Here is a 19,886-nt window from a genome sequence, read left to right as displayed (position 1 = left end):
ATATATGGTAGGTGTTTCGGTATTAGGCATTTCCGGTTCTGTTGGGTCTTCCACGGTAAAAGTCTTACGCCAATTCCCTGACCATTTTTCTTTACGTAGTTTTTCCGTTCATTCCAACTGGGATGTTGCGAAATCTTTGGTTGAAGAGTTTTCCCCAGAATTGATTTGTATCACTGATCCAAAGTTAGTGGGGCAATTTGGTGATTCCTTTGGGTCGACTAAAATTGTATATGGTGATGAGAACCTTACCGAATTGGTAAAACTGCCAACCGTTTCCGTGGTTGTGACCGCCGTCGTAGGTGCTAGGGGAGTGTTACCCACCATTGCAGCGATCGAAGCTGGTAAAAAAATTGCGATCGCAAACAAGGAAACACTTGTTACCTTCGGACCACTGATCAATCGTTTGGTGGCAAAACACAATACATTGATGGTTCCTGTAGACTCTGAACACAATGCACTTTACCAACTGATTGAAAGAGAAAAAAGATCAAATATTCGAGCGATCACACTCACGGCTTCGGGTGGGAGTTTTCGTAATCTCCCTATTGAAGAATTGGAACATGTTTCCGTAAAACAGGCATTAAATCATCCGACATGGTCAATGGGTCCAAAAATCACTGTGGATTCAGCAGGCCTTATCAACAAAGGTTTAGAGGTGATCGAAGCTCATTATCTTTTTGGGTTTTCGTATGACGAAATAGAGGTGGTGATCCACCCACAGTCACTGACCCATGGGATCATTGAAACCTTGGATGGTGCCTGTTTGCAATACACAAGTCACCCCGATATGGTGTATCCCATTGCCCATTCACTATTTTACCCAAGTCCAACACCGCATATGCTTATCGAAAGAAAACCATCCACTTGGAAGACGTTAGAATTTTTTCCACCTGATACCAAACGGTATCCAGGATTGGATTTGGCTTACCAAGCAGGAAGGGCTGGTGGTGTGGCACCTTGTATTTTTAATGCAGCAAACGAAGAGGCAGTGGCACTTTTTTTAGAGGAAAAAATTTCTTTTACCTCGATACCAAGGCTCATTGAATCCGCATTAAATCAAATCACAAATGTATATCCAGAAACTTTGCAAGGTTATTTGGAAAAAGACAAAGAAACAAGAATTTATATCCAAAACGAATTCAAAAAAGGGGGAGTGACTACATGATCATCATGATTTTCGGCGCCGTATTCATGTTAGCTGTATCGATTTTTATCCATGAATTGGGGCACCTCTTGTGTGGAAAATTAGTTGGAGTTGAGGCTCGTATTTTTTCGTTAGGTTATGGTAAAGGAATTTGGAAAAAAAGAATAGGGAAAACCATCTACCAAATCACAGCCATCCCAATCGGAGGTTATGTATTATTTCGTGGGGATGATTATAGCAAAAACAAAAAGCCAAAACAAGGTGATTTGCTTGCCACACCTCCTCTCCGAAGGATGATCCCGGTTCTCGGAGGTCCATTCGCCAATTTAGTGTTAGGCTTTATACTACTTTTTATTTTAGAACTCTCAGGTGATAGCCCTTCATCCAACCGCATTTTCATAGAAGATGCAAACAAAGTTGCAAGTCCTGCCTATTTTGCGGGACTTAGGACAGGGGATTTGATCCTTTCTGTGAATGGAAAACCAACGGAAAGTTTCGAAGATATTTTTACCAATGTGAGTTTAACATCGGGTGACCCCATCCAAGTCACATACAAACGGAATGAAGAAATCAAAACCGTTGAAATCGTTCCAAATTTATACTCTGCTGGTGGGCACCCTACCATTGGTGTGATGCCTTATGGGGAAAGAAGGGTAGTCGCAACCTTTACTTATGGTGAACAAATCAGTCACTTTATGGCAAATGTTTTGGACAAAGAAGATAAATCTTCTCACTACTTCCAAGAGAAAATTGAGGAACGGAAAACCGAAATCCCGGAAGAACTCCTCAAACAACATGAAATTGCAGAAAGGGAAAAATCTTTAAGAAGGCGTGCTTTGTCTTTTCTGAAAGATGGAGACATGATCCTTACTGTTGCAGGTGTGGATGTTCACACGGTTCCTGAATTACAAACAGAACTTGGGAAACACCAAGGGAAAACCATCCCTGTAGAAGTGGAACGAAAAACTTATCCTCTCCTTACTCCCTGGGCTACAGAAAAAGTGACAATTCAAATTCCTGTGTTAGGTGCCAATGTGTTTGAATTTTGGAACATTGAACATCCCAAATTTCCAGAATTAGCTATTCCATACTTTCGATTGGATAGTTATGATGCAGAGATTGAAAACAGATTATCCAATTTGAAAATCCAAAACCAAGTGTTTGAAACTGCAGATTCTTTATCTGCATATTTAAAATCCAATTCGGGCAGAAAAGAAATTTGGATTGGGAATATGAAATACTTCGCAGATGTGAACTTAAAACCAATTGGTTTACTTGGGTTTCGCGCATCGATGAAATTTGAAGCTGAAAAATTGCAAAAAGATTCTACTGTTTATTCTTCGTTAGTTGGTGCCGGGAGTAAAGTATATGAAAACGTATCCACAACTTTAAAAGGGATTGGGATGCTATTTTCGGGGTTGTTATCACCAAAAGAAAATTTATCAGGCCCGATTGGAATCGTACAAATTGCAGGGATTAGTTTGGAATATGGTTGGGTGACCTACCTTGACTTTGTCGCCAAAATTTCCCTTGCCCTTATGGTGATGAATTTACTTCCCATACCTATGGCAGATGGTGGACACATTGTCCTTTATGCTTACGAAGCGATAACGGGAAGACCACTTCCAAGAAAGGCAATTGAAGCCATATTCCGATTGGGATTTTTCTTTCTCATTGGACTTGGACTTTATGTGTCCTTCAATGATGTGATGCGTATTTTTTAAAACAAACTTTGTATTATTAAATTGTTATTCAAAAAGAGAAAAGAGAAATGAAAGCTAGTTCCTATTTAATCCCTACTGCTAAAGAAGATCCACAAGATGCAGTGGTAGCCTCTCATAAATTGATGATGCGTGCAGGCCTCATTCGTAAATCGGCAGCGGGACTTTATTCATACTTACCTATGGGCCTAAGAGTCCTTCGTAAAATTGAAGGCATTGTCAGAAAGGAAATGGATAAAGCAGGTGCATTGGAATTCCAACTTCCTATCTTAACACCGAGCGAAATTTGGAAAGAGTCGGGTCGTTGGGACAAAATGGGAAAGGAAATGTTCCGATTGAAGGACCGCCATGACAATGAAAGTTGCCTTGGTCCAACACATGAAGAATCATTTTGTGTATTAGTGAAACCGATGGTTCGATCCTACAAAGACCTTCCGATCAATGTATACCAAATCCATACCAAGTTTCGAGATGAAATCCGTCCACGGTTTGGTGTGATTCGATCCCGTGAATTTACGATGAAAGATGCGTATTCCTTTCACTTGGATGACGAATCATTGGACAAAACGTACCAAACCATGCGAAAAACTTATCGCAGGATATTTGCAGGGATGGGACTCTCCACAATCCCTGTGCAAGCCGATTCCGGGAATATGGGTGGTTCCGCTTCAGAAGAATTTATGGTGGTTTCACCCATTGGGGAAGAAACCTTAACCATCTGCCCATCTTGCCATTACTCAGGCAATATTGAAAAAACCCCAGTCATAGCAAAAAAAAATACCACAAAACAAACGTTTAATGGGAATGGTAAACTGCACACCCCCGCAAAAAAATCCATTACGGAAGTGGCTGAATTTTTAAATACAAAAGAAGAGAATCTTTTGAAAGCAGTTGCTCTTGTTGCTGATGGAGAATACGTCCTTGTCTTTTTAGAAGGTGATCGTGAGCTCAATGAAAATAAATTAAAAAATCATTTGGGTTGTAATGAGCTTAGGCCAATGGGACCTGCAGAAATGGAAACGTTGGGTCTTGTTCCCGGTTTTATTGGACCAGGGTTTCCAAAATCAGATTCACTTAAAATTTACATTGATGCCTTACTCGATTGGAATTTTTCTTATATTACAGGGGCCAACGAAATCGATCACCACATAGCAGGCATTCAACTTTCTGCCTTTTTTCAGGGAGATGGAGTGACAAAGATTGATTTGTCTCAAGCAAAAGTAGGAGACCCATGTCCTTCATGCGGCACAGGACTCACCGCAGAGAAGGGAATCGAAGTCGGCCATATTTTCAAACTTGGGCAAAAATACTCGAAAGCTTTCGACATCACAGTTCTCAACGACAAAGGAAAGGCCACCACTACAACGATGGGGTGTTATGGGATCGGTGTGAATCGGTGTATGGCCACCGTTATCGAGCAATGTAATGATGATAAAGGGATTTTTTGGCCGATTTCCATCGCTCCGTTTACCGTTTGTTTGGTGAGCATTGCTAAAAATCCAGACGACATTGCAAAAATTGAATCGATTTATCACTCACTCGTGAAAGCCGGTATTGAGGTGCTTTGGGATGATCGTGACCTCGGGCCTGGATTTAAATTTAAAGATTCAGAACTCATCGGATTTCCGATTCGAATCACATTAGGAAAAGGATTTTTGGAAAAAAATGAAATCACGATCCTAAATCGAAAGTCCATGGTGGAGGAAACTCTTCCTTTTACGACAAACGAAGATTTGGTAACAAACATTCAAAAGAAAATCCTTACCCTTGAAGAGGAACTTGAAAAGCAGGTTTCTCTTGCAGAAACATGAACGTTTCAAGAGAATTTTTTTCAGGATCCTAATAACTTCTCGATAAAATTCGGCCTTTGTGGTAAATAGAGGTCATTGGGTGGCGGGTGGTTATCCCCACCCAGTTCGATGCGGGCGGGGAATTCTATCGAAAAAATCCCCCTTCTGCCCCAAAAGAAGCAGTTTTCATATTCGCCTATCCCCTTATCTTGGGACATATGGGCAAAAACCAACCTGGATATTTTGGAGAATTTGGTGGCAGATACGCACCAGAAATTCTAACTGAGGCTCTCGAAGAGCTTGAATCCACCTATCAGAAGTTAAAGAAGAGTAAGAAGTTCAAAAAAGAACTTGAGTTTTACTTACAAAATTATGTAGGTAGACCAAGCCCTTTATCTTATGCAGAACGTCTCACCAAACATTGGGGAGGTGCTCGTATATGGCTCAAACGTGAAGATTTAAATCATACAGGTGCACATAAAATCAATAACGCCATTGGACAGGCGTTAATCGCAAAATTCATGGGCAAAAAAAGAATCATTGCTGAAACTGGTGCAGGCCAACATGGTCTCGCAACTGCAACAGTGGGAGCAATGTTTGGAATGGAAACTGTTGTGTATATGGGCGCAGTGGATGTTCAAAGGCAAAATCTCAATGCCAAAAAAATCGAGATGTTAGGTGCTAAAATTTTACCAGTCACTGCAGGTGAAGCAACGCTCAAAGAAGCAACGAGTGAAGCCATGCGTGATTGGGCACTCAATGTATCCACAACTCATTACATTGTGGGTTCAGCGATTGGGCCTCATCCATTTCCCACTATTGTAAGAGACTTACAATCTGTGATTGGAAAAGAAGCTCGTTCTCAATTCAAAAAACAAAACCACAAACTCCCTCATGCCATCGTCGCTTGTGTGGGTGGTGGATCCAATGCCATTGGAATGTTTCATGCGTTTTTAAAGGACAAACATGTTGCCATTTATGGAGCGGAAGCAGGTGGACTTGGACCAAAACCAGGTGAACACTCCGCAACATTGACATACGGAAAAACAGGTTTTTTACATGGAACAAAGACTCTCATCATCCAAGATGAGGCAGGTCAAATTGTCCCTGCACACTCAGTATCTGCAGGACTAGATTACCCCGGAGTGGGACCTGAACATGCCTTCCTCGCAAAGTCCAAGAGGGTGGATTATCGTATGGTGACCGATGAACAAGCATTAGATTCTTTTTTAGAAGTCACACGCGTGGAGGGAATCATCCCCGCATTGGAAACTGCTCATGCATTCCATGTGGCACGTGACATTGCAAAAGAGTTAGGCAAAAAGAAAGATCTCATCATCTGTTTATCAGGGCGTGGTGATAAAGATGTAACCGAGGTATTGCGCTTGTTAGGTGAAAAAAACAAATGAGTAAAATAAAAGATCTATTCGATAGCGGGAAAATTAAATCCGCCTTTATCCCTTATTTTACAATGGGTGATCCAAACTACAATGATTCCATAACATTTGGTAAAACAATTTTGGATAATGGTGCAGATATTTTAGAATTAGGAATTCCTTTTTCAGACCCAGTGGCCGATGGGCCTGTGATCCAAAGGGCAGTGGCTCGTTCATTAAAAAATAAATTTTCGTTTGAAGAAATCTTCCGAGTGACAAAGGAAATTCATTCACATAAAAAAGAGACCCCACTTGTTTACCTTACTTATTTTAATCCCATTTACCATTGTGGGATCCAAAATTTTTTAAACCAAGCGAAGGACTCGGGTGTTGTCGGACTTGTCATCCCTGATTTACCGTTTGATACCGAAGAAAGTGAAATTCTTTTCCAAGAATTAAGAAAAAGGGATATGGATTTGATTCATTTGGTCACTCCAGCCTCAACGAAAAAGCGAATTGAAGCCTTAAAAAAAACTTCTTCTGGATTCATTTACTATGTAACCTCCTTTGGAGTGACAGGGGAAAGAAGGGAATTCTCTGTGGATCTCAAAGAGAGGATTCGATTCTTAAAAGATACAATCCAACTTCCCATTTGTGCAGGATTTGGGATTTCCACTCCAGAACAAGCAAGCCAAATTGCAGGGTATGCGGATGGAATCATCATTGGATCAGCCATCCAAAGGGTGATCGAAGAAAACGGGCAAAACTCCATGAGCGCAAAAAATGCATTGGCCGAGTACATTGCAAAGATCCGGGCAGCCATTCCCTAAATTTTTTTCCACAATCTCTCAAAAACATTTGAGTCTCTTTAAAAAATCCGAGAAAATGGTCGGAAATTCCTAAACGAATAAAGAGGCTCTATGTCCGACAAAGAAACAAAATCGCTTTCGATTTTGGATTACCTCAGTGTAGCAGTTGCCACGCTTGGGTCACTAGGTGTGATCGTTTCCGTTCTGATGACAGGTTGGGTATACGAGTATTCCTTCCTGATTGGTGGGATGCTCCTCCTACTTACGTCCTCATACTTTGTATACAAAATCATTGAAAAAGTTTCCAAAGACAAACAAAAGTCAGGTGCAATTTGGTTGTCCTATGTGATTGCCATTTTTATGTACACCATGGTAAACACATTCCAACCATTAAAAGAGTTGGAAGAAAATTCGATCTCATTTCGTTTCCAATTTTTAAGAGGTTCCAATACCAAAACGGAAAGTGAAGGTGATACAGGTCGGATTGAATACATCCAATACAATCCTCCTGCCAATGCTAGGAAAGATATCAATATCATTGGGATCACAACAGAGTCTCTCGAAAAATTACAAGGGACTTGGCCACTGCCTTGGAGTTATTACGCAGACATCATTGAGACATTTAAAGATTCGAACAACATTCTAATGTTCGATATTTTCTTCGTAGATTACAAACCCGGCCAAACCGAAGAGATGGTCTCTGCATTGCAAAAAAATCGCAATGTTCTCTTTGACTACCCTATGGAAGTCAGTGCGGAATCTAAGGAAGCGGTTCTCAATTTAGAAAAACGAATTGATATCTTAAGAAAATTCCAAATCAAAAATGTCATCGATGAAAACGATGCAGGGATTTCTTGGGTAAAATTCCCACAACCACCAATTGAACCCATTGGCGATTTATCAGCTGGTCTTGGTTTTGCGAACGTAAAAAAAGATGAATCTGGACTCAACCGCAAGATGCCTCTTGTGGTAAAGGTATACAACTCAGGACGTGATCGTGAAACAGAATATTTCCCTTCCATCGACTTACTCATCGTTTGCCAATACTATGGGATCGATGTGCAAAAAGATGTTGAAGTGAACATGGGCCATTATGTCAAACTGAAGAACATTCCAAACAAAATCATTCGTGAGTTCAATGTCAAAGCACGTAAATTTGAAGAACGTGACGTGATGCATATCCCAAATGAAAATAGAGAAGTGGTCATTCCTATCGATTGGGAAGGCCAAATGGAAATCAATTTTGTGGGTGGAAGGTACTCATTCAAACAAAATGAAATCTTCGAAGTGACCAATGACTGGAATCAGGAATTACTCGAAGCAAACCAAATCAATAACAAAATTTTCCTAGTGGCAATGTATTACGCTACGGGCCGTGGGGCTTCCAAAGACTCCCACTTATCTCCGTTTGGTGATATGTCAGGAATTGAACACCACGCTCATGCGGTGAATACCATCCTAAACCAAGACTTTTTGTCCACAGTTCCCAATTGGGGAATTTTCCTGATTTATGTGGGACTTGGTGTGATGATTGGATTTTTGCAACCAAGGGTGAAAACACATATAGGTTTTGCGATCATGTTAACGCAGTTATTGTTATATGTTGTCGTTGCACTTTATATTTTCCAAGCCTTCAACCTAATCACGGTTTTGCCATCAGTGACCATCGAACAAATTGTTGTCTTTGTGGCCATCATTGGTTTTAGGATTTTAACAGAAGAAGAAAACGTAAAATACATCCGCCAAACCTTCTCAAAATTCGTATCCAAAGACGTTGTGGATGAACTCCTAAAACACCCAGACAATTTAGCACTTGGTGGATCGAAACGAGAGATCACGATCTTTTTCTCTGACGTTCGTGGGTTCACTACAATCTCCGAACAGTTGGGTCCGGAAGACCTGGTTAAGTTACTAAACGAATACCTTTCTGCGATGACAGACATCATCATCGAATACAAAGGAACCATCGATAAATACATGGGTGATGCGATTATGGCTTTCTGGGGGGCGCCGGTTCCTTTGGAAGACCATGCATACTATGCATGTGTGGCGGCACTTGCCCAACTCGACCATTTGAAAGTCCTACAACAAAAATGGGCCGAGCGGAATGTCCCCGTGATCGATATTGGTTGTGGACTCAACTCAGGTCCGGCCGTTGTCGGAAACATGGGTTCGTCTCATAGGATGGAATACACTTGTATGGGTGATACAATCAACCTTGGCTCCCGATTGGAAGGATCCAACAAAATGTACACCACAAATATCATCATCTCAGAATACACTTACGAAAAAGTAAAAGACCGCGTGGTGACAAGGGAACTCGATTTGGTGCGCGTAAAAGGAAAAACCCAACCTGTTCGGATTTACGAATTGCTTGGAATCACAAACCCAGAAGATATGGAGAAAATGAAGCGGCCACTCCAAAAGGCGGCAACATGAAGTTTCAATGCCATCGTATCCATATCTCGACAAAATCAATTTTCCAGAAGACCTTAGAACCCTAAAGGAATCAGACCTCCCTGCCGTCTGCCATGACGTCAGGGAATACATCATCGACACCCTCTCTGATGTGGGAGGGCATTTTGCAAGTAACCTTGGCGTTGTCGAACTGACGGTTGCCCTCCACTACGTTTTCCAAACCCCCAAAGACAAAATCATTTGGGACGTTGGCCACCAAACCTACCCTCATAAAATCCTAACGGGTCGTAAAAAAGAACTCCCTACCGTTCGCAAATGGATGGGTCTCTCTGGATTTCCCAAACGAGAAGAATCCGAGTACGATTTATACAACACTGGCCATGCTGGAACTTCCATCTCCCAAGCCTTGGGTGAAGCCTGTGCCCGTGACCTGATGGGAGAAACGTATAAAGTAGCTGCCGTGATTGGAGATGCCTCCATCGCCACAGGTATGGCACTGGAAGCCATGAACCATGGTGGTCACATCAAACCCAATATGCTTGTCATCCTCAATGACAATTACATGTCCATTTCCAAAAACGTTGGTTCCATCTCGAACTACCTCAACCGAATCATCTCTTCCCAAGTATACAACAAGGGGAAAACTGCTTTTTATGGATTCTTAAAATGGATCCCACTCATCGGTCCCGCCTTACAGGCTTTAGCTCATAATATGGAGACTTCGTTCAAACATTTTATGATGCGGCCAGGTGGACTTTTTGAAGACCTTGGTTTTACCTATTTTGGACCCATTGATGGCCATGATGTAAATCGTGTGGTTCAGATGTTGCAAAACCTATCCAAAATCCAAGGGCCCATCCTACTCCATGTGCTCACACAAAAAGGCAAAGGATACAAACCTGCAGAAGCAGATCCAATCAAATACCATGGTGTCACACCATTTAACAAAGAATCGGGAAAGATGGCTTCCGCTGATGCCAATAAAATTGGCCTTTCGAAAATTGTTGGTAAAACTCTTATTGATCTAACAAGTAAAGACAAACGCATTGCAGTCATCACTCCTGCCATGATTGAAGGCTCTGGCCTTCGCGAGTACCACGAAACTTATCCAAACCATACCTTCGATGTGGGGATCGCCGAACAACACTCAGTTGCCTTTGCTGGCGCCATGACAAATGGTGGTGCCATCCCATTTATGTGCATTTATTCTACCTTTCTCACAAGGGCACTGGACCAATTGGTCGAAGATGTATCCCTTATGAACTTACCGGTTCGGTTTGTCATTGATCGAGCTGGGATTGTTGGGCCAGACGGGGAAACCCACCAAGGATTGTCTGACCTAGGGTATCTAGCAGGTCTTCCCAATATGGACATCATGGTCCCAAGTTCTGCCCAAGACATCATTGATAGCCTTCATTTTATGAAAGACTACACGGACCATCCCATTGCGATTCGTTTTCCTAAAGACAATGGCGACTTACGTGAGTTACAGTTTGATACTCCAAACAAAGTCACTAAAGCAAAAGCAAGAGTGGTTTCCGAAGGGAACGATTTATTGATTCTATCGGTTGGTTTTATGTTGCCCATTGCCAAACAAGTGGCAGAGATTTTGAAAAAGGAAGGTATCTCTGCTTCTGTGATTGATTTGTTTTGGTTACGACCTTACGATCAGGATCTTGTCCATTCCTACATCACAAAAACCAAACAATTTGTGATCTTAGATGAAAGTTACCTCCATGCGGGTGCTTCGGGTTACCTACTGAACGAAATTCCAAATACTCTCATTGGTAAGTTTTTAAAAACATTTGCCCTTCCTTTGGAACCCATCCACCACGGAGAAAGGAACCAAATCTTAGAGCATTACCGACTGACTTCCTCTCAAATTGCCGAGGATTTACTTTTACTTTTGCAAAAATAAAAAATAAGTTTTCAAGGAGAATTTTAAGGCTTCCGAAAATGAAAGAAAACAGGTGAGGATCTCTTTGTCTTCAAGTTCTTTCCAACATTCTTTAGATTTAGCAAAAGACCATTTTAAAATCGGTGATTTAGACCGTGCCGAATTCCACCTTCGTTCCAGTTTAGAATTGGAAGAATCAGAAGAAGCATATTTTTATTTGGGACTTGTCCAAAATGCACTTGGTTCTTGGAGTGATGCGTTGGCTTCGTATTACAAAGCTGTTAGTTTAGACCATGAATATGGCAATCCATGCAATGAAATTGGTGTATTACTCCTCAGAATGGGAAATGACAAAGAAGCAGTGTATTGGTTAAAAAAATCAGTACGATGTGAAAGAAATGATGCTCCTCATATCTCTTATTTTAATCTTGCAACCCTTTACAAACTTTGGAACCGCCCAGAAAGATCCTTACAATACCTTCACAAAGCTCTTTCTTTAAAAAAAGATTTTTTGGAAGCAAATGAACTTTGGTTGGAATTAAAAAAAGACGAGGAAGCTCCTTCCAATTAGCTATAGTCAGAGGGGAGGGGAACTTTCACTTCTCCCTCGTACATTGGGATTTGCATTTTGATTCCTTCCCAATCCAAATACGTAATCCCTTCTTCTTCCGTCAAAAGATCAGACAACTCTTTTGCCGCATTCCAAGTGAAACGGTATTTGATCCTTTCTTCATTGGAACGAAGCCCTAGGATCCCACCATCTTTTGTTTCATAAATTTCAAATTCACCAAATGGATAAGTGCGGCCGTCATCTGTGATAAAGGAAATTTCTCCTCCCGAAAATTCGACGTGCACAACATGACAAGGGAATCCATCTATTTTTACATAGCCATGTTCCGAAAGTTCTCCGAAGGTATTTTGAATATAAACACCTTTTTCATTCCCATGTAGGTTGTTACGAAAGTAGGTGAGGATCTCTTCTTTATCGATTGGATTTCCACGAAAGATCCATTCGTCATTGGATGCGATATAAATTTCAGAATCAAATTGTCTTGGCATAGGTTTTATTTATAACGAAAGGCATATCCTTTCCAGTAGGGCAGGTTTGATTGTTGTAGGTAGGAATTTGTTGTCCGACCTCGTTGGTCCATGGTTTGTACGGAGACATTGTCAATCATGGATTGATTTTTTTCCGTCATCCAAACCCCATCAATTTTCCTTTGGAACATGTCTTTTTTTAATCTCGGTTCATACTCTTCCCACGTGAGGTCTTCCGTATTGCGAATGATGATTTCTCCCACAATTTTAAAGAGTTTTTTGGGTCTTTCTCTTAAGATTTCGACTTCTTGCCAAGTTTGCACCTTATAACGGTGATCATTTGGCCTAAAATCGGGTTCGGGGATAAAATCGACAGAGGAACACCCCAAAACAAAACAAAGGTATAGAAAACCGTAAAATTTGAACTGCATTTTAACCCTTAGACAAAAATATGCTATACATTGGTAGAATTACCATAGGATAAGCAATACAAAGATTTAGGCACCAAGCTTTCATGGAAGAAACAGACATAGGGAAAAGAAAACGGGAGAACGTACTCAAAATTGGTTACTCTACTTTAGATGAAATCGAAGAAAAAGTAAAGGCCTTTCGAGTGATGAACCAAAATGCCGTGAAAAAGCGGTACCTCATCACCCGAGACCCCATTTTGGACCCACAAGGGAAAGTACTTCTGGCGAAAGCCCAGGAAATTGACGTTTCTGCTGCGAAACTCCTCCGCCGCCACTTCAAAGGTGCGGATATGTTTAAGGTGTTCCAACCTGACGAGGGGCTAGTCATCATTTCCGACATGTCTACGATGGAAGGGGTGTCCTTCTCCATGGACATTGTGACCCAGATCATGAACCTAGGTGGTGGTGCTTACGAAGGTTTTATCGACCGTGTGGATAGTTTTGAAGACTTCATTGGCCTCCTGAAGAAAAACCTTTTCCCTAGGATGATCATTGTGGGATACCTCCCCAAAGAAAAAATCCAAACCGAAATCATCAATTTTGTCAAAGTGAAACGATTGGATAATTATTTGCGGGCACTCGAGCTCACCCATTCCGTCTTCAAACCCACCGCTTACTTCCCAAAAATCAAACAAGTGAACATCTCACAAGAAGACCCAAAATCCTGGGGCCGATTTGTGGTAGAGATTGTCCGCGAATACACAAGACCTTACTTTGTAGAAGAAGTATAATTACGTCAAAATCATAGCTCGGTTGAGCATTGCCCCTGCCAAGTTCCCTGAGTGGATCGCATGTGCTACCGACCGAAACATGGATGCCATATCTCCTACTGCATAAACTCCTTGTAAATTGGTTTCATAAAAATTTGTTACTTCTACATGACCACTGGGTAAAAGTTTAATGCCAAGTTCTTCTGGTAATCTTGAATGTTGTATCATTGGTAACTTCGTATACAAAGCTTGGATGGGATGATCTTTTCCTAAACCGAATGAAATCGAGGAAATCTGTCCTTCCGAATGATAAAGCGCCTTTACGACATCGGTGACGATAGAAATCCCTTCTGATTCTAATTGGGTTTGTTCTTCTATTGGAAACTGGACGGGTCCATTTGTGTAAACAGTTAATTCCTTGGTCCAATGTTTTAAAAATTTAGAATGTTCGTATACACCTGGTTCATTCATCCATAAACCTGTATGGGAGCCCACAAATTCATAACCATGGCAATACGGGCAATGGATGACCGATTTTCCCCAGGCCTCTGCAAATCCAGGAATCTCCGGTAAAATGTCTTTTAAGCCAGTCGCAAAGATTAATTTATTGGTTTGGATTTCAGAAAAACCATCCCCATGGATTAAAAATCCAGATCCATTTGGTTTGATGTTTGTTACCTCTCCTAACAATAATTGAAAGTTTGGATACTGCATTAAGTCAGAAATTGCTTTTTTACGAATCATGGATGGGTGAACCCCATCATGGGTGATCAAGTTATGAGAAGCAGGCGTATTTTTGTTACAGGGTCTTTCTGCATCTATGACGATGGTATTGCGAAGGGATCTAACAAGAGAAAGGGCCGCAGAGAGTCCCGAAAAACTTCCACCTATGATGGCAACGTCAGCGTTTTGAGTGGATTTCATAAATGCAACGATGTTGCATTTATGAAATCTGGCAAGGATTAAACTTCGTAAAAGGTTAAATTCTCATACAATTCTTTTGGTAAGTTTCCACTTGCATCCATGTACTTTTTGTACTTGTTTTCAAATTCTTTGTGTTGGCGGGTACGAATGTTTTTGAATCGATTGTGGAGTTCAGAATACGCCGGTTGTGTGGAAACTTTCTCACGGATATTTTTGTGGAAAGGGATATGCCTGTAAAAGATCGAACGGACAACGCGGTTTACCCTTTGTACACCTTCTGCTTCGTATCGTATCCATAAAGAATAGTCGTATGCAAATTTATCTCGGTCAGTACGGAATCGTTTGAACTCAGATGAAATTTTTTCTTTGAGTTCTGGAGAAAGATCCTTACTTTTTTTATAAAACTGCACATAATCTGTGTAATCTGCTGTGATGGAAGGGATCCCTACGTTGTTCCAATCTGGTCCGAGGATATTTTTGCAAAGTTCCCAACGGAATGCCGCAATCGCTTCCAACATAAAGGTTTTGAGGTCTCCCGTTACAAAATGTGGGATACAAATTCGACCCCTTGACTCCTTAGAGCCAGCTCCACGGAAAATGGAAAGGTCTTGCCACATCATGATCTTTGGTCCAATGGATGGAACTAGGATAAAATCAGGTATAATGGACCTTTGGATGAATTCGTTTTTGATTCCAATTTCTTCATTTCGGTAAATGACCTCACGATTGAAAGCAGTGTAATCAATGCTTAAAATGTATTGTAAGGCTTTTTCGACATCATCTTTGGATACAAAACATTTTTCGAGAGGGATTGTGATATGGTATTTTGTTAAAATTGGGAAATGGCTCGCAATATTCCCTGACGTCAAACGTACGTTTGGTTCGTACATGGAAGAGATTTCAGATCCTAATCTCGCTTCTCCTGTATCATAATCAGGTGGTATGTCCTTTTCGGATTTGATCCCTGAATCTTTGAGGTCCATTTTTAATTTTTCAAAGAAGGTTTGGCCAAGTTCGTCAACGGAAGTAGGAACTTCTCGTGAATAAATCTTTTCTAACCAATCTGTGCCATGGTGGATGGGTGCACTTGGATTACCCCCTGGTTGGTACAAACGGCCTACTAGTTCTACAATATGCCCATCATCAAGTAAGGTTTCATCAAAGTATCCGTAACGTAACATAAGCTCGACTGCCTTGGGAGCTTGTTTCCCAGCTTGCAGCCATTTGGTGAATGACTTTTTGTATACATCCCAATACGTTTTGGCAATGGTCCTTCTGATTTTACGATTATCGGGCTCAGGATCGAGTGGATTTTTAAAGGACTTCAGTTTTACCATTAATGTGGAAAATTCTTTTACTGCCTCTGGATCTGCTTGGGAATAATTGAGGATCTGGCTTGCAGAATTTAATAATTCCACTTTTAAAGCCTTGGTATCAATCCCTGCACGGATAGGATCGCCACCTTGGGCAATGGCTTCTTCTTTGTTTTTTTGCGCACTGAGTTCGTGGCCGTATTTCGAAGTGAGCTCTGCTTGTTTGGATTCTAATTTGTCCAAACTATTGCCAAGAGATGCATAATTGGTTCCAAAAATTTGTTTGTATTCTTCCAAAAGCGATTTTGATTTTTTCAAAGCCCATTCTGTGATAGGAAGAAGGGTAGTGGAAGGAATTGTTGAGTAACCTGTGTTAAATAAATCCAAAGTCAGGTTAAATTTTTCTAAGAGTGCATTTTCTCCGGCAAACATAGAACCCATCATTTCTGATAAATCATAAGTTTCTTTGCTGAGCAGTTCAAATAACTCGCGGTAGGTTTTTACATAACTTTCCGCCGCACTTTGTAAAAGGCTTGGATCTGCTTCAAACAAAGCCTGTGAAATTTTGGGATTCACAGAAAGGATCTTCCGAATGAAATGGAATTCGGCATCATTCCACTCAATGGATTCACTATAATCCTTTTCAAAAAATTCTCCATGGTCTTCTTCTAAAAATGTGATAGAAGGTTTGTCTGGCAAAATTCCACCGTGTTCTTGGTAACCTGCCAAATTGTTTCGGATGAGTTTCATCACGGGATCAATGATGTTTTCATCCCGAGTGATGAGAGAGCCTGGAGTGACATCAGAAAAGATAGAAGGGTTTAGAATATAATACACAGCACCAAGGTTATCCATGGTCTGTTCAAATTTTGCAGATAGTCCCTTGATGGACAATACTCGTTTGTAAAGTTCTCCAATTTCCTTGAGTAAGGTACGAACTGCCATCACCCCAACCGATACCTTGGATGTGAGTGTTTTTTTGGCATTGGCTTGGTTCATCACGTATGTGGATACCACACAAGTCGTTTTCGCACGAATGGTATAAGGGTAAGGTGTCCCTTCCAGTAGAGCAAAGATACCAGGTGTTAGGTTGGCACCATCCAAACTATAGAGAACTATGCTTGTGTCACCGAGAGTGGTTTCCACTCGCACCGAACCTTCATGGAGGATGTTCATGGACGTTGAGGCCTTACCTCCAATGAAAAGGACTTCACCTGGATTGACTGGGATCTTTTGGTTATTTTTACTGGTATCTAGAGGCATTTGGTTGTTCGTAAAAGAAACTTAGGTTTCCGACAAACGCTAATAAAGAAGCGCCAAATTGCAAAATACTTTTTAGAAAAATACAACATGTTGCGACCACAAATCAAATTAAATGCCAAAAAAGAAATTTATGTCCCTGGGGATAAGTCGATCTCACATAGGTCAGTGCTTTTTTGTGCCCTTTCCCAAGGAAAATCCGAAATCCATGGCTTTTTAGAAGGGGAAGACCCTCTTCATACCTTACATTGTTTTGAATCAATGGGTCTTTCTGTCACATCCATCGGGAAGGGCAGTTACCAAGTGGTAAGCCCAGGAAAAAATCATCTCAAATCACCAAATCAGGTTTTGGACTTTGGCAATGCGGGGACAGGGATTCGGCTTTCTGCGGGCCTCATCTCAGGCCTTCCTGGTATCCATGCGACACTCACTGGGGATGCTTCACTTTGCAAACGCCCAATGGCTCGGATCATGAACCCATTAAAAGAGATGGGAGCTCAGATTGTCTCTGTTGAAGGGAATGACCGAGCTCCGCTGCAAATCCAGGGAAAACAACTCACAAGTTATTCGTACGTAAGTCCCATCGCCTCAGCACAAATCAAAAGTGCCCTTGTTCTAGCTGCTTTGGCTTCTGGTATCTCCATCGAATACAAAGAATCGGAAGTTTCGAGAGACCATACCGAGAATATGATCCGTTTCCTCGGTGGAGACATTGTCCACCACTCTCCAGTTCATTTCACTGTCAAACCTCCCTACAACTTTGAAGGGACCAAGTATGTGATCCCTGGAGACATTTCGAGCGCAGCATTTTATATCGTATTTGGCCTTTGTGTGGGAGGCAGTGAACCACTTCTCATTAAAAACATTGGCCTCAATCCTTCTCGGATTGGGATCCTCACTGTCTTAAAAAATATGGGAGGAAACATCGAAATCATCGCCAAACGAGTGGAATGTGGGGAAGAGATTGGTGATTTACTCGTGTATCCATCCAAACTCAAACGAACTGTTATTACAGAAGATTTAATCCCTTCTATCATAGATGAAATTCCGATCCTTACCATCGCAGGTCTTTTTTCTGAAGGTGGCTTTCAGATTTCCCATGCGGAGGAACTCCGAACCAAGGAATCTGACAGGATCCATTCCATGGTCACCAATTTAGAAAAATTAGGTGTGAAAGTGAAAGAAGTGAAAGATGGTTATGAATTTGGTGAAATTGAATCCATTCAAAAAACCAAAATCGAAACCTTTATGGACCATCGGATCGCGATGAGTTTTGCTATTTTATCAAAACTTTCAGGCGTTGAACTTTCGTTTGATGATACAAGTTGGGTGGATACAAGTTTCCCTGGATTCTTTGAAATTCTAAAATCGTTTTGATTCGTGTACCGAGAATTGGTGGCATAATTCCAGAACCCAAAACTTAGGCGAATCCAAACCAATGGGAACCACTCACTTTAAGGTTTTTCTCAAGTGAAGGTAAGAGGTTTAAACAGGGAACTTGAATTTGTATTCGGCTCCATTCTCACCTAAAAAGAAAAATTCACCTTTGATCTGTTTGGTGAGCATTGTCACCAAATTGATCCCAAAACCTTGGTTTTCGGAATTTGATGTTTCTAATTCAAATCCATCCCCATTGTCTCGAATCTCCAAATGAAAATGGTTCCCTTCCCTCCAAACACGGATGGAAATTGTTAGACCATTGCTGTTATTTTTAGCGTATTTAAGGCTATTGGTGAGGAGTTCATTTGTGATGATCCCAATCGCTTGCAATTGTTCGGGACTCAATTTAAAATCTTCTGCTTCAAACTGGAGTTTTACAGGAAAGGGGAATAAGGAGATGATTTCTTTTGATAGCGGTTCCAGGTATTCTTTTAAAGAAAATTCTTGGACAGGTTTTCCCGCATACAGTTTATCATAGAGGATTGACATGGTTTTGATGCGACTTGTGGCTTCTTTTAAGGAACTTTTGACAGCATCATTTTCATTTGATACCACCTGCAGTTGCAATAGGTTACTTAAAATTGTCATATTGTTTTTGATTCGGTGATGGACTTCTCGAAGGATCATTTCCTTTTCTGAGAGCAAGGCATTCACTTTTTCTTCTGCAATTTTTCTTTCCGTCACATCGTGGATGATGCAATAGAGAAGTTGGCGTTGGTTTGATTCAATTGGAGTTGAATACACTTCCACTTGTTTGGTCTCACCATTTGCCAAAATCTGTGTGAAAGGATAAAAACTTTTCCCTTCCTCATCCAATAGAATCTTTTTTTGTTCCCAACCGTTTCCATCCCTTTGATTGATTCGATCGATCTTCATTTGGGTGAGTTCGGTATGGGAATACCCATAAAATAAAACTGCGGATTCGTTTGCGTCCAGTATCTCTCCCGTTTCTGGATCTAGGATCAAAATCATAGAAGAGTTCTTTTCAAAAAAATCACGAAATCGTTTTTCACTTTCCACAAGTTGCAAAGATGTTTTTGATTTTTCGATGGCAATGCTCACAAGGTCTGCCGTTTCTGTGATGATAAAGATATCATATTCATCAGGACTTGCAATTTCACGGTGGTAAATCGCAAAGGTTCCAAGGACAGTATCGTCATGGGAGCGGATAGGCTCCGACCAACAAGCAAGTAGTCCTACTTTTAACGCGATCTCTTTGTAGTTTTTCCACAAAGGACTTTGATTGATGTCGGTGACGATCACACGTTTGCCTGTGTAGGCGGCCGTACCACAAGAACCAACTTCTGGGCCAATCTTCACTCCTTCGATCGCATCATTGTATTCTTTGGGAAGAGTGGGAGCAGCACCGATTTTAATTTTTGAATCTTGGATGAGGACAATCGTACATACCATTGTTTGGTTAAGAGTTTGGATGCCTAAAACGATTTCATTGAGGATGGAAGGGAGGGGCGCATTTTTGACGATGAGTTCCAAAATCCCACTTCGGAAACTTTCAAAGTCAGCGATACGTTCTGGATCCAGATTACGATTTCGAACTTTCACGAAAACCCCACCT

15 protein-coding genes are annotated in these 19,886 nt (G+C 41.1%); 10 read left to right on the top strand and 5 right to left on the bottom strand.

What is annotated here, in order from left to right; translation table 11 throughout:
* Positions 1-4 precede the first annotated feature (4 nt).
* The 8 genes from dxr to EHQ62_RS08855 all read left to right on the top strand — a co-directional run bounded on the left by dxr (position 5) and on the right by EHQ62_RS08855 (position 11,726).
* Positions 5-1,165 (top strand): 1-deoxy-D-xylulose-5-phosphate reductoisomerase, encoded by a 1,161-nt coding sequence (gene dxr / locus EHQ62_RS08890; protein ID WP_135642006.1) that lies wholly within the window; start codon positions 5-7, stop codon positions 1,163-1,165.
* Complete coding sequence (locus tag EHQ62_RS08885) at positions 1,162-2,868, top strand: site-2 protease family protein (protein WP_135642004.1); 1,707 nt, start codon at positions 1,162-1,164, stop codon at positions 2,866-2,868. The genes dxr and EHQ62_RS08885 overlap by 4 nt, the downstream gene beginning before the upstream one ends.
* 47 nt (positions 2,869-2,915) lie before the next feature.
* Positions 2,916-4,676 (top strand): proline--tRNA ligase, encoded by a 1,761-nt coding sequence (locus EHQ62_RS08880; protein WP_135642002.1) that lies wholly within the window; start codon positions 2,916-2,918, stop codon positions 4,674-4,676.
* A 197-nt stretch (positions 4,677-4,873) separates the two neighbouring features.
* Entirely contained in the window at positions 4,874-6,064 is a 1,191-nt protein-coding gene (gene trpB / locus EHQ62_RS08875; protein ID WP_135642000.1) for a tryptophan synthase subunit beta, read from the top strand.
* Positions 6,061-6,861 carry a tryptophan synthase subunit alpha gene (gene trpA / locus EHQ62_RS08870; RefSeq protein ID WP_135641998.1) on the top strand — a complete coding sequence of 267 codons (801 nt, stop codon included), beginning with the start codon at positions 6,061-6,063 and terminating at the stop codon, positions 6,859-6,861. Before trpB ends, trpA begins: the two co-directional genes overlap by 4 nt.
* 90 nt (positions 6,862-6,951) lie before the next feature.
* The gene (locus EHQ62_RS08865) at positions 6,952-9,279 is read left to right on the top strand and encodes an adenylate/guanylate cyclase domain-containing protein (protein ID WP_135641996.1); all 2,328 of its coding nucleotides are present in this window, start codon (positions 6,952-6,954) and stop codon (positions 9,277-9,279) included.
* 7 nt (positions 9,280-9,286) lie between these two features.
* A complete protein-coding gene (gene dxs / locus EHQ62_RS08860) occupies positions 9,287-11,176 on the top strand; it encodes a 1-deoxy-D-xylulose-5-phosphate synthase (RefSeq protein ID WP_135641994.1) in 1,890 nt (629 codons plus the stop codon).
* Positions 11,177-11,240: 64 nt separating this feature from the next.
* Complete coding sequence (locus EHQ62_RS08855) at positions 11,241-11,726, top strand: tetratricopeptide repeat protein (RefSeq protein ID WP_135641992.1); 486 nt, start codon at positions 11,241-11,243, stop codon at positions 11,724-11,726.
* On the opposite strand, the gene EHQ62_RS08850 is transcribed toward EHQ62_RS08855, so the two are convergent.
* The gene (locus EHQ62_RS08850) at positions 11,723-12,214 is read right to left on the bottom strand and encodes a hypothetical protein (protein ID WP_135641990.1); all 492 of its coding nucleotides are present in this window, start codon (positions 12,212-12,214) and stop codon (positions 11,723-11,725) included. The two genes, EHQ62_RS08855 and EHQ62_RS08850, sit on opposite strands and share 4 nt — an antisense overlap.
* Before the next feature lie 5 nt (positions 12,215-12,219).
* A complete protein-coding gene (locus tag EHQ62_RS08845; protein WP_135641988.1) occupies positions 12,220-12,624 on the bottom strand; it encodes a hypothetical protein in 405 nt (134 codons plus the stop codon).
* A gap of 83 nt (positions 12,625-12,707) precedes the next feature.
* Between EHQ62_RS08845 and EHQ62_RS08840 the strand changes: the two genes are divergently transcribed.
* Positions 12,708-13,394, top strand: coding sequence for a hypothetical protein (locus tag EHQ62_RS08840; RefSeq protein WP_100717704.1), 687 nt, complete (start codon positions 12,708-12,710; stop codon positions 13,392-13,394).
* On the opposite strand, the gene EHQ62_RS08835 is transcribed toward EHQ62_RS08840, so the two are convergent.
* On the bottom strand, positions 13,395-14,297 hold the full coding sequence (locus EHQ62_RS08835) for an NAD(P)/FAD-dependent oxidoreductase (protein WP_135641986.1): 903 nt from the start codon (positions 14,295-14,297) through the stop codon (positions 13,395-13,397).
* Between the two features lie 38 nt (positions 14,298-14,335).
* On the bottom strand, positions 14,336-16,873 hold the full coding sequence (locus tag EHQ62_RS08830) for a cyclic nucleotide-binding domain-containing protein (RefSeq protein ID WP_135641984.1): 2,538 nt from the start codon (positions 16,871-16,873) through the stop codon (positions 14,336-14,338).
* Positions 16,874-16,960: 87 nt separating this feature from the next.
* Here EHQ62_RS08830 and aroA point away from each other — a divergent pair, with 87 nt between their 5' ends.
* Positions 16,961-18,247, top strand: a complete 1,287-nt coding sequence (aroA, locus tag EHQ62_RS08825; RefSeq protein ID WP_135641982.1) for a 3-phosphoshikimate 1-carboxyvinyltransferase — start codon at positions 16,961-16,963, stop codon at positions 18,245-18,247.
* A gap of 108 nt (positions 18,248-18,355) precedes the next feature.
* Here aroA and EHQ62_RS08820 read toward each other — a convergent pair whose 3' ends face one another.
* Positions 18,356-19,873, bottom strand: a complete 1,518-nt coding sequence (locus EHQ62_RS08820) for a histidine kinase dimerization/phosphoacceptor domain -containing protein (RefSeq protein ID WP_135641980.1) — start codon at positions 19,871-19,873, stop codon at positions 18,356-18,358.
* Between the last annotated feature and the right edge of the window lie 13 nt (positions 19,874-19,886).

Source organism: Leptospira jelokensis, assembly GCF_004769635.1.
GTDB classification, from domain to species: Bacteria; Spirochaetota; Leptospiria; order Leptospirales; family Leptospiraceae; genus Leptospira_A; species Leptospira_A jelokensis.
This window is presented reverse-complemented; position numbering and strand designations above follow the sequence as displayed.